This is a genomic window from Arthrobacter sp. HMWF013, from assembly GCF_003061105.1.
Taxonomy (GTDB): Bacteria; Actinomycetota; Actinomycetes; order Actinomycetales; family Micrococcaceae; genus Arthrobacter.
In genome coordinates this window covers 1-11,543 of record NZ_QAIQ01000008.1, presented here as the reverse complement: position 1 = coordinate 11,543, position 11,543 = coordinate 1, and the positions used below count along the sequence as shown (strand labels likewise).

At 64.2% G+C, this 11,543-nt stretch carries 9 protein-coding genes; 7 read left to right on the top strand and 2 right to left on the bottom strand.

Annotated features, from left to right (window positions below):
- The 4 genes from DBR22_RS00310 to rpsA form a co-directional block, all read left to right on the top strand.
- Positions 1-1,621, top strand: a 1,621-nt coding sequence (locus DBR22_RS00310; protein WP_258228990.1) for a DNA polymerase, incomplete at its 5' end; no start/stop codon positions are given.
- A 17-nt stretch (positions 1,622-1,638) separates the two neighbouring features.
- Complete coding sequence (locus DBR22_RS00305; RefSeq protein WP_219928064.1) at positions 1,639-2,265, top strand: GyrI-like domain-containing protein; 627 nt, start codon at positions 1,639-1,641, stop codon at positions 2,263-2,265.
- Positions 2,266-2,340: 75 nt separating this feature from the next.
- Complete coding sequence (locus DBR22_RS00300) at positions 2,341-3,627, top strand: GNAT family N-acetyltransferase (protein WP_108597249.1); 1,287 nt, start codon at positions 2,341-2,343, stop codon at positions 3,625-3,627.
- Positions 3,628-3,867: 240 nt separating this feature from the next.
- The gene (rpsA, locus tag DBR22_RS00295) at positions 3,868-5,346 is read left to right on the top strand and encodes a 30S ribosomal protein S1 (protein ID WP_108597248.1); all 1,479 of its coding nucleotides are present in this window, start codon (positions 3,868-3,870) and stop codon (positions 5,344-5,346) included.
- A gap of 131 nt (positions 5,347-5,477) precedes the next feature.
- Here rpsA and DBR22_RS00290 read toward each other — a convergent pair whose 3' ends face one another.
- The gene (locus DBR22_RS00290) at positions 5,478-6,038 is read right to left on the bottom strand and encodes a GNAT family N-acetyltransferase (protein ID WP_108597247.1); all 561 of its coding nucleotides are present in this window, start codon (positions 6,036-6,038) and stop codon (positions 5,478-5,480) included.
- A complete protein-coding gene (locus DBR22_RS00285) occupies positions 6,022-6,711 on the bottom strand; it encodes an IMPACT family protein (protein ID WP_108597246.1) in 690 nt (229 codons plus the stop codon). The genes DBR22_RS00290 and DBR22_RS00285 overlap by 17 nt, the downstream gene beginning before the upstream one ends.
- A gap of 89 nt (positions 6,712-6,800) precedes the next feature.
- On the opposite strand from DBR22_RS00285, the gene coaE reads away from it, so the two are divergent.
- From coaE to DBR22_RS00270, 3 genes are all read left to right on the top strand, one after another.
- Positions 6,801-8,015: a dephospho-CoA kinase gene (gene coaE, locus DBR22_RS00280; RefSeq protein ID WP_108597245.1), complete on the top strand. Its 1,215-nt coding sequence runs from the start codon at positions 6,801-6,803 to the stop codon at positions 8,013-8,015.
- An 89-nt stretch (positions 8,016-8,104) separates the two neighbouring features.
- Complete coding sequence (uvrB, locus tag DBR22_RS00275; RefSeq protein WP_108597244.1) at positions 8,105-10,204, top strand: excinuclease ABC subunit UvrB; 2,100 nt, start codon at positions 8,105-8,107, stop codon at positions 10,202-10,204.
- A gap of 168 nt (positions 10,205-10,372) precedes the next feature.
- Entirely contained in the window at positions 10,373-11,401 is a 1,029-nt protein-coding gene (locus DBR22_RS00270; protein ID WP_108597243.1) for a TerC family protein, read from the top strand.
- The last annotated feature ends 142 nt before the right edge of the window (positions 11,402-11,543 follow it).

Genomic DNA, 11,543 nt, shown 5'->3' with positions numbered 1-11,543 from the left:
CGATGCAGCGGTGTACATCGACCTCGCAGCCCAGGACGCTGCAGCCGAAAACGTGCTGGCGGACTGGCTGCGGGACAAGGACATCCCGAAGGTCATGCACGGCTACAAGGCAGCGCTGAAAGCCCTGTCCAGCAGGGGCCTCGGCCTGGAAGGCGTCGTGGACGACACCTCGATTTCCGGATACCTCATCCAACCGGACCGCCGCACCTATGACCTGGCCGAGCTGGCCCAGCACCACCTGAACGTCGGCCTTCCGTCCGGGACCGCCAAGGCGGGCCAGCTTGAACTTGCGTTCGACGACGGCGACGCCGCCGCTGCCGGTGCGCTCGTCCAGGTGGCCGCCGTCGTCCAGGCCCTGAGCCGTTACTTCGATTCGGAACTGGCGGAGCGGAAGGCCGCAGACTTGCTGGCCACCCTTGAACTTCCGGTCAGCCGGGTCCTGGCTGATATGGAGCTCGCCGGCATCGCCATCGACATGCAGCGCATGGATGAACAGCTCGCCGATCTGGCAAAGGTCATTGACAACGCCCAGGAGCTGGCCTTCGCAGCGATCGGCCATGAGGTCAACCTCGGCTCACCCAAGCAGCTCCAGACGGTCCTCTTCGAGGAACTCCAGCTGCCGAAGACCAAGAAGATCAAGTCCGGCTACACCACGGACGCCGCGTCACTGAAGAACCTGCTGGAGAAGACCGGCCACGAATTCCTGGTCCAGCTCATGGCCCACCGGGAGTCCTCCAAGCTGCGCCAGATGCTCGAATCACTCAAGAAGTCAGTGACTGAGGACGGCCGGATCCACACCACGTACGCGCAGAATGTGGCGGCCACGGGCAGGATCTCCTCCAACAACCCCAACCTGCAGAACATCCCCATCCGTAGTGAGGAAGGCCGGCGCGTCCGCGGCATCTTTGTGGTCAGCGAAGGGTATGAATGCCTGTTGTCGGCGGACTACTCGCAGATTGAAATGCGCATCATGGCGCACCTCTCCGGAGACGCCGGGCTGATCCAGGCCTACAAGGACGGCGAGGACCTCCACCGGTTTGTGGGCTCCAACATCTTCCATGTCCCCACGGACCAGGTGACCAGTGCCATGCGCTCCAAGGTCAAGGCGATGTCCTACGGCCTGGCCTACGGGCTGACCTCGTTCGGCCTCTCCAAACAGCTGGAGATTTCGGTGGATGAGGCACGGACCCTCATGAAGGAGTACTTCGACCGCTTCGGCGCCGTCCGCGACTACCTCCGCGGAGTGGTGGACCAGGCCCGGATCGATGGCTACACCGCCACCATCGAAGGGCGCCGCCGGTACCTCCCGGACCTGACCAGCACGGACCGTCAGCTGCGGGAGAACGCGGAGCGGATCGCACTGAACTCGCCCATCCAGGGATCGGCGGCCGACATCATCAAGCGCGCCATGCTCGGTGTGCACTCGGAACTCGCCGCCCAGGGCCTCAAGTCACGTATGCTCCTGCAGGTCCATGATGAACTGGTGCTCGAGGTGGCCGCCGGCGAACGTGAGGCAGTGGAAAAGCTCCTGACCGGGCAGATGGCCGGCGCGGCCGATCTCAGCGTCCCGCTGGAGGTCCAGATCGGTGTGGGTCCCAGCTGGTACGACGCCGGCCACTAGGAACGGGACCGCGGAGCATGGCGGGGCGCACGGTGGACAAGTACGACGTCAGGAAACAGTTCAAGGAACTGTATGCGCCCCGCCCTGATGATTTTAAGCTGGTCACGGTCCCGCCGATGAATTACCTGATGCTGGATGGACAGGGCAATCCAGGGACGGCTCCTGCCTACGCCGCTGCCCTGGAGGCGCTGTACTCCGTGTCCTACGCAGTGAAGTTCGCCAGCAAGCACGCGGGGCGGGACTACGTGGTGGGCCCGCTGGAAGGCCTGTGGACGGCGGATGATCCCGGCTCTTTCACCCGTGGCGACAAAGACAGCTGGAAGTGGACCATGATGATCCCGCAGCCACACTGGATCGGCTCCCGGGAGATCGGCGATGGGATCACGAAGGCCTCCGCGAAGAACATCCCGGGGCTGGACGGACTCCGCTTTGAGACCCTGGACGAGGGGCTCTCGGTCCAGATCCTGCACATCGGCAGCTACGACGACGAGGCGCCCACGCTGCACCGTCTGCACAGTGGGTTCATGCCGGCCAACGGTTTCGGATTTGCCGGGGCCCACCACGAGATCTACCTCAGCGACCCCCGCAGGGTGCCGTCGGAAAAGCTCAAAACCATCCTTCGCCAGCCAGTGCGGAAGCTCTGACCCAGCGCCCGGGCCGAGCGTGTTGTTGCTGGCCAGACCCGGGTTGGATTGGTTAGGCTCGGCTCTGTGCCTGATGTGAGTGCGGACTACGAAATCCGGCGGTTTGAGCCGGCAGCCAAAGATGACCCTGCCTACGTTCAGTCGGTTGCATGGATGCGGGCCGTGGCCTTCGGCTTCCACGACGTGCGCCGTTCCGATGAGCGGGTGGACAAGGGCATCGAGATGCAGCGCGCCGACGGGCGGGTGATGACCGGCGTCTACCAGTCGGGAACGGTCGCGGGCCATTCACTGGGTGCGGACGTGCCCGTCGCCACTTTCGGGACCTTGGTCAAGACCCTGAACATCGGATTCGGAAGGCTGCTGCCAACCCGGCTGGTGACCGCCGTGACCGTCCGGACCTCACACCGCCGGCGCGGGCTGCTGCGCCGCATGATGGTAGAGGACCTCACCCTTGCCCGTCGGGATGGCCTGGCAATGGCTGCGCTCACTGCCTCCGAAGCGTCAATCTATGGCCGATTCGGGTTTGGTGTGGCCACGTCTGAGCAGTCCATCACAGTGGACACCACCACCAGGTTCAGGCTGAACCACACTCCCGTGGGAAGCGTCGAGGTAGCCGATCCCAAAGTCCTCCTGGACCTGGCTCCGGTGGTATTCGACCGAAAGCACCGGGGCACACCCGGCTCCATCGACCGCCATGAGTTCTACCGCGAGTTCATCTCCGGATCTGTCAGCCGTGATGGCGGCGAGGATCCCAAGGTCAAAGTCGCGTTGCATTACGCGCCCGACGGCGAAGTGGACGGCTACGTCTCCTATAAGTTCGCCGGCTGGTCCAACAAGCCGTACACCATGGAAGTCCTGGACCTCGTGGCGGTGAACCGTTCTGCGTATCTGGAATTGTGGCAGTACCTTGGGGCCATTGACCTGGTCGAACGGGTCTCCTGCGAGGAAGCCCCTGTAGATGACGCGCTGGGCTGGGCGCTTGAAGATGCCCGCTGCGTCGAGGCTTCGGCAGCCCGGGATATGCTCTGGCTCCGCATCCTGGACGTGGCGGCGGCGTTGGAGGCCCGGCACTATCCGGCCGACGGCCGGCTCGTGCTCAAAGTGGCCGATTCCCTCGGCCTGGCGGACGGCACGTTTGCCTTGGCGGTGTCCGGCGGCTCTGCTGTCGTCACCGACGCCGGCACCACTGCAGCCGACCTCGAACTGGATGTCGCGGCGTTGTCGTCGATATACCTGGGCGGCGTGAATCCGGTAACGCTGGTTGACGCCGAACGCATCCTCGAGCACACACCGGACGCAGCGTTCCGCGCCGCCCGGATGTTCGCCGTCGAACGCCCGCCCCACTGCCTCACGCACTTCTGAGCAGACCTGGCAGCAGCTGAACCCCTGAACAGGCCAAAGGCTTTGCCATGCGCTTTGACCCGTGTTGGCCGCTGCGACTAGAATAAGTGGGCGCGCACTACGTGCTCGTTTCTAGAATCCACAAAATCAGGAAGACCCGGCCGGACCTCGCGGTTTGGCCGAGACCTGCGCCTGCGTTCCATAACGCGGGCGCGGTGGTTTTCCTGACCGACTAACTATCCACAACGGAGCCCCTACTACATGACCATCACCTCCACCGAGAAGCCCGGTACCCCCGTAGTCGCTATTAACGACATCGGTACCGCTGAGGACTTCCTCGCAGCAGTCGACGCCACCATCAAGTACTTCAACGACGGAGATCTCGTCGAAGGTACCGTCGTCAAGGTCGACCGCGATGAAGTTCTGCTCGACATCGGTTACAAGACCGAAGGTGTCATCCCCTCCCGCGAGCTGTCCATCAAGCATGACGTTGATCCCGGAGACGTTGTCTCCGTTGGCGATCTCGTCGAAGCCCTGGTGCTCACCAAGGAAGACAAAGAAGGCCGCCTGATCCTCTCCAAGAAGCGTGCTCAGTACGAGCGCGCCTGGGGCGACATCGAGAAGGTCAAGGAAGAAGACGGTGTTGTCACCGGTACCGTCATCGAGGTTGTCAAGGGTGGTCTTATCCTCGACATCGGTCTGCGCGGCTTCCTGCCCGCATCCCTCGTCGAGATGCGCCGTGTGCGCGACCTTGCTCCGTACATCGGTCAGAAGATCGAAGCCAAAATCATCGAGCTGGACAAGAACCGCAACAACGTTGTGCTGTCCCGCCGTGCATGGCTCGAGCAGACCCAGTCCGAGGTCCGCTCCACGTTCCTCAACAAGCTGGAAAAGGGCCAGGTCCGTCCCGGCGTCGTTTCCTCCATCGTCAACTTCGGTGCATTCGTGGACCTGGGCGGCGTAGACGGACTCGTTCACGTTTCCGAGCTGTCCTGGAAGCACATCGACCACCCGTCCGAGGTTGTCGAAGTTGGCCAGGAAGTCACCGTCGAGGTTCTCGAGGTCGACCTGGACCGCGAGCGCGTCTCCCTGTCGCTCAAGGCTACGCAGGAAGATCCGTGGCAGACCTTCGCCCGCACCCACGCCCTCGGCCAGGTTGTTCCGGGTAAGGTCACCAAGCTGGTTCCGTTCGGTGCGTTCGTTCGCGTCGAAGACGGCATCGAAGGCCTCGTTCACATCTCCGAGCTGGCCGTGCGCCACGTGGAGCTGGCAGAGCAGGTTGTCTCCGTTGGTGACGAGCTGTTCGTCAAGGTCATCGACATCGACCTCGAGCGCCGCCGCATCTCCCTCTCCCTCAAGCAGGCTAACGAGGGCGTTGACGCCGAGTCCACCGAATTCGATCCGGCTCTCTACGGCATGGCCGCTGAGTACGACGAAGAGGGCAACTACAAGTACCCGGAGGGCTTCGATCCGGAGTCCAACGAGTGGCTTGAAGGCTACGAGAACCAGCGCGCCGCCTGGGAGCAGCAGTACGCTGACGCCCAGACCCGCTGGGAAGCCCACAAGAAGCAGGTTGCCCAGCACGCTGCCGATGACGCTGCAGCTGCAACGTCCGGTGAGAGCGATTCCGGCACCACCAGCTACTCCTCCGAGCCTGCTGCCGAGTCCAACGCCGGAGCCGGTACCCTGGCTTCGGACGAGGCTCTCGCAGCTCTGCGTGAGAAGCTGACCGGCAACTAATTTGCCAACGGCCCGGTAAGTCCCGGACTGACACAGCGGGCCCCCTGCGGATTGCAGGGGGCCCGCTGTGTTTAAGCCGGTTCGCGTCCGTCGTCGGCCCGGCTGCGCCGTTGGTTCGCATGCGCCGTCGGTCAGGGGGAAAGCACGACGACGGCACTCACCGCACCGTCGTCGTCGTGCGTCAGGGCGGCACCTGCGGAGGTGAGGATGCGCTGGGCGCCGGTATTGCCGGCAGTGGTGTGGGCCACCACCTGCTGCAGCCCGGCGCGGCAGGCCTCAGCCAGGACCAGGGCCAGCGCGGCACTGCCAACGCCTCGGCCGCGGTAGCCCCGGCCCAGCCAGATGCCGGTCTCCGCCGTCGCGTGTCCGGCCTCTGAGTGTTGGGCCCCTACGTGTTGGGCCGTTGAGTCCTGCACCCGTTTGAGCCTGATACAGCCGGCCGGGATGCCCTCGTACAGTACAGCCCAGCTTTTTTCGCGGGCCGGTCCGTCCAGGCCGGCCGCAGCCGACCGGTGGTAGGCGCGGAACCAGGCAATCCGTTCGTCGGTCCAGCCGGCCGCCATGCCAAGCGGCGGGGTGACGTCGTCCGGGGAAGCATCGCGCAGGGCCAGTTCAACCAGGTATGCCAGCAGGTGTTCGTCGATGTCAGCCAGGCGGACCTTGGCCGAGGCCGGCTCAGGGGAGGGGGACATCAATCCACTCCGTTCCGCCTGGAATAAGCGTGGCTTGCCCCGCGGTGAGTGCAAGAACGCGCTCGGCGGCTGCTGTCATCTCGGCCGGCTGGTCGGGGACAGCCACGCGAAGGACCGTGTCCTGGGCACCATAGCTGGACTCAGCCATCACCAACCCGGCGGCCCTCAGATCGTTCTCCAGCCGGCCGGCAGCCGCGTGCGGAACGGCGGCTGCGCAGATCCGCAGCCGGCGGCGCCTCACCAGGGGTGCAGTTTCGAGGGCAGATGACACCGACTCGGAATAGGCGCGCACCAGTCCACCCGCCCCGAGCAGGATCCCGCCGAAGTAACGGACGACGACGGCGCTGACGTCACTGAGGTCAGTCGCCCCCGGCGCGGTTTCGCGCTTCAGGAGTGCTTCGAGCATGGGGATGCCGGCCGTGCCTGACGGTTCGCCGTCGTCATTGGAACGCTGGATATCCCGGTCCGGTCCGAGCACGAACGCGGAGCAGTGATGGCGGGCATCGTGGAATTCGCGGCGCAGCCCGGCAACGAGCTCCCGCGCGGAGTCCTCGCTGTCCGTGCGGCGCAGGACGGTGATGAACCGGGAGCGTTTGACCTCGATCCCGTGCCGGAAATCCGGTCCTGAGGCAAGGGTTGTGTAGACCGTCGCCCGGCTGTCTTGCTCTGTCACCGGCCAAGTCTATTCCCCACCGCTTCCCTCACCTCGCTGCGCTCGGTCAGGTAACCCGGGCGGCGTGGGCCCACGGGTAGTCTGGTCGGGTGCTGAAAATCGGGTTGACGGGCGGCATCGCCTCAGGAAAGTCAGTGGTGGCCGCGCGCCTGGCCGGGCTTGGAGCCCTGGTGGTGGACGCGGATGCGCTGGCCCGTGAGGTTGTGGCGCCGGGAACCCCGGGACTGGCGCGCGTGGTGGAAGCCTTCGGCTCTGAGATGCTGGCCGCCGACGGCTCGCTGGACCGGGCCCGGCTGGGGGCCCTGGTCTTCGGCAATGCGGCCCAGCTGGCCGTACTGAACGGCATTGTCCACCCCTTGGTCCGTGAAGCAGCAGCGGGCATTATTGCGGCGGCCGGTGAAGGTTCCATCGTGGTCCAGGACATTCCGTTGCTGGTGGAGACCGGGCAGGGCAGCGCCTTCCATCTCGTGCTCGTGGTGGATGCGCCGGATGACGTCCGGATCGGACGGATGCTGGAGCGCCGCGGTATGACGGCGGACGAGGCGCTGTCCCGCATGGCTGCGCAGGCTACGCGGGAAGAACGGCTGGCCGCCGCCGACGTCGTCCTGGACAACTCCGGCTCCCTCGAGGACCTGGCAGAGCAAGTGGACAGGCTCTGGACCGGCCGGCTGGTGCCGTTCGCAGACAACATCCGCCGGGGAGTCAGGGCGGCCAGGCCTGGCGCCGCAGTCCTGTCCGCGCCACAGGAGGACTGGGCACTCCAGGCGGCACGGCTGGCAGCCCGGCTCAGGGCCGCGGCCCCTGGTGACATTCTCGCCGTCGACCATATCGGCTCAACTGCCGTGCCGGGTCTGGCGGCAAAGGACGTGATCGACCTGCAGGTCACGGTGGCTGGCCTCGACGTCGCGGACAAGATCGCCCCGCTGCTGGCGGATGCAGGCTTCCCGCTGGTACCGGGGGCCGGTTTCGACACCCCGAAACCTTCCACACCGGATCCGGCACAGTGGCAGAAACGCTTCCACGCAAACGCGGACCCTGGCCGCGCAGTGAATGTGCACGTCAGGCAGGCCGGATCGGCGGGGTGGCGGTACGCGCTGCTTTTTCGGGACTGGCTCAGGAGCGATCCGGAAGCTGCCAGGTCCTATGGGGAACATAAGCGCTCCCTGACCGAACAACTGGCCGGCAGCCGAGGCACCCGGGCCTACGCGGAGGCAAAGGAGCCGTGGTTCACGGACGTAGCCTGGCCCCGTATGGATGCGTGGTCTGCCCGCACCGGGTGGGCGCCGCCGTCGTACGGCAACTGATTCCTGAGCGGCACTGCCGGCAGCGCCGGCGCTGTTCGCCTGTAACTGATCCGGCTGTTACTGTCGGCCCCCGGTTGTAGATTAGAGGCATGAGCCTTGCCCAGGAGATCAACCGTGTTGTAGCGCCGTTTGAAGTCATCAGCGAGTTCCAGCCGGCCGGTGACCAGCCCGCGGCCATCGCGGAACTGACCGAACGGATCAGGAACGGCGAGAAGGACGTCGTCCTTCTCGGTGCCACCGGTACAGGTAAAAGCGCCACCACAGCGTGGCTCATCGAACAGATCCAGCGCCCCACCCTGGTGATGGTCCAGAACAAGACCCTCGCCGCCCAGTTGGCCAATGAATTCCGTGAACTGCTGCCCAACAACGCGGTGGAGTACTTCGTGTCCTATTACGACTACTACCAGCCCGAGGCCTACGTGGCGCAGACGGACACCTTCATCGAGAAGGACTCCTCCATCAACGAGGAAGTGGAACGGCTCCGGCACTCCGCCACGAACGCTCTGCTGACCCGCCGGGACGTCATCGTCGTGGCCACAGTGTCCTGCATCTACGGCCTGGGTACTCCTGAGGAATACATCGCCGGGATGGTCACGCTCCGCAAGGGTGCGGAGATGAACCGTGATGATCTCCTCCGGAAGTTTGTCTCCATGCAGTACGCGCGGAACGACATGGACTTCCACCGCGGCACGTTCCGGGTCCGCGGGGACACCGTGGAAATCATCCCGATGTACGAGGAACTGGCCATCCGGATCGAGTTCTTCGGCGACGAAATCGAAAACATCCACACCCTCCATCCGCTGACCGGTGAAGTGATCCGGGACGAAGAGGAAATGTACGTCTTCCCCGCCTCGCACTACGTCGCAGGTCCTGAGCGGATGGCCCGGGCCATCAAGCGGATCGAGGACGAACTCGCGGACCGGCTGAAGGTGCTCGAAAGCCAGAACAAGCTGGTGGAGGCCCAGCGGCTCCGGATGCGGACCACCTACGATCTCGAGATGATGCAGCAGATGGGCTTCTGCAACGGCATCGAGAACTACTCCTCGCATATCGACGGCCGCGCCGCAGGAACCGCTCCGCACTGCCTCATCGACTACTTCCCGGATGACTTCCTGCTGGTGATCGACGAATCCCACGTCACCGTCCCGCAGATCGGCGCCATGTACGAAGGCGATATGTCCCGCAAGCGGAACCTGGTGGACTTCGGCTTCCGCCTGCCCTCTGCCATGGACAACCGGCCGCTCAAGTGGGATGAATTCCTCCAGCGCGTGGGCCAGACGGTCTACCTTTCCGCCACCCCCGGAAAATACGAACTCGGCAAGGCGGACGGCTTCGTTCAGCAGATCATCCGGCCCACCGGACTGATCGATCCCGAAGTGGTGGTCAAACCCACCAAGGGCCAGATCGATGACCTGCTGGGCGAAATCAAGGCCCGCACAGCGAAGAATGAACGCATCCTGGTCACCACTCTGACCAAGCGGATGGCGGAAGACCTCACGGACTACCTGCTGGGCCACGGCATCAGGGTGGAATACCTGCACTCGGACGTTGATACCCTGCGCCGTGTTGAGCTGCTGCGGGAACTCCGGATGGGCAAGTTCGACGTCCTGGTGGGCATCAACCTGCTCCGGGAAGGCCTGGATCTTCCCGAGGTCTCGCTGGTGAGCATCCTGGACGCCGACAAGGAAGGCTTCCTGCGCTCGTCCACGTCGCTGATCCAGACCATCGGCCGCGCAGCCCGCAACGTCTCGGGGCAGGTGCACATGTACGCGGACCGCATCACCGATTCCATGGCCCATGCCATCGACGAGACGAACCGGCGCCGCGCCATCCAGGTGGCTTACAACACCGAGCACGGGGTGGACCCGCAGCCGCTGCGGAAGAAGATCGCCGATATCACGGACCAGCTGGCCAAGGAAGACGCCGACACCCAGGAGCTGCTGAACAACAACCGCCTGGCCAAGGGCGCCAAACGCGGAAAGTCCGCGGCAAAGGGCGCAGCCCAGGTCCGGGCCGATGGCCTGGCGGCAGCACCGGCAGAGGACCTGGTGGGGCTGATCGAACAGCTGACCGAGCAGATGCACGGTGCTGCAGCGGAACTTCAGTTCGAAGTTGCCGCCCGGATCCGCGACGAAGTCAGCGAGCTCAAGAAGGAACTGCGCCAGATGCAGGCGGCCGGTCATGCCTAGCTGCTGTACAGTTAAGGTCACGTAGGGGAGTATCCCGAGCGCTACGATCGTCAACACGCCAGGCACAGCTGCCTGGCCGGGCGTAGCGGGCCACCACATCAGCACCAAGTGCACAGGCTGGCCGGAGAGACTTACACCGCTTCTCTGTACCCTGCGAAAGGCTATCCTGTGCCCGAATTGCCTGTTTGGTTTGAGGTCGGCTCTCTTGTCGTCCTTGGCCTGATCCTCCTGATTGACCTGTTCCTTGTGGTCAAGCGTCCCCATGAACCTTCCATGAAGGAAGCCGGCCTGTGGGTCGCTTTTTACGTGTCGCTTGCCCTGGTGTTCGCCGGCGCCATGTTCGCCTTCACCGGCGCGGAGTTCGGCGGCCAGTTTGTGGCCGGCTGGGTCACCGAATACAGCCTCAGCATCGACAACCTCTTTGTCTTCATCATCATCATGGCCCGGTTCTCCGTGCCGCGTAAGTACCAGCAGGAAGTCCTGATGGTGGGCATCATCATCGCGCTGATCCTGCGCGGTATCTTCATCCTGCTCGGCGCCATCGTGATCGAGCAGTTCAGCTGGGTGTTCTACATCTTCGGCGCCTTCCTCCTCTGGACCGCCTGGAAGCAGGCCCAGGATGAAGGCGAGGATGAAGAGGACAAGGAAAACCCGCTCATCGCGCGGATCCGCAAGGTCATCCCTATGTCGGAAAAGTTCGACGGCGGCAAGCTGCGCACCACGGTGGACGGCAAGAAGGTCTTCACCCCCATGCTGATCGTGTTCATCACCATTGGCCTGACGGATCTCCTCTTCGCTGTTGACTCGATTCCCGCAATCTTCGGCCTGACGCAGAGCCCTTTCATCGTCTTCACCGCGAACCTGTTCGCACTGATGGGCCTGCGCCAGCTCTACTTCCTGCTCGGTGGCCTGATGAACCGCCTGATCTACCTGAAGCACGCCCTGTCCTTCATCCTCGCGTTCATCGGTGTGAAGCTCGTCCTGCACGCCATGCACGTGAACGAACTGCCGTTCATCAACGGCGGCAAGCACATCGAATGGGCGCCGGAGATCCCCACGTTCGTCTCCCTGGCCGTCATCGTCGGCACCATCATCGTCGCAGTCGTTGCCAGCCTGGTCAGCTCCAAGGCCAAGTCCGCACACCTTGATCCCCGCCTCGAGGAAGACGTCAAGAAGAGCCTGTCCGACGCCGAGTAAGGCATCCTCCGCTCACAGCCTGAACCAGCGATCCCGGCCGCACCTGCGGCCGGGATCGCTGTTTAACCCCGCCCTGAAAACGTTAGGAAATCCCCCCCTGTTGCCTCATTGCAATACCTCCGGGAAGACTGATTCGTTGCCT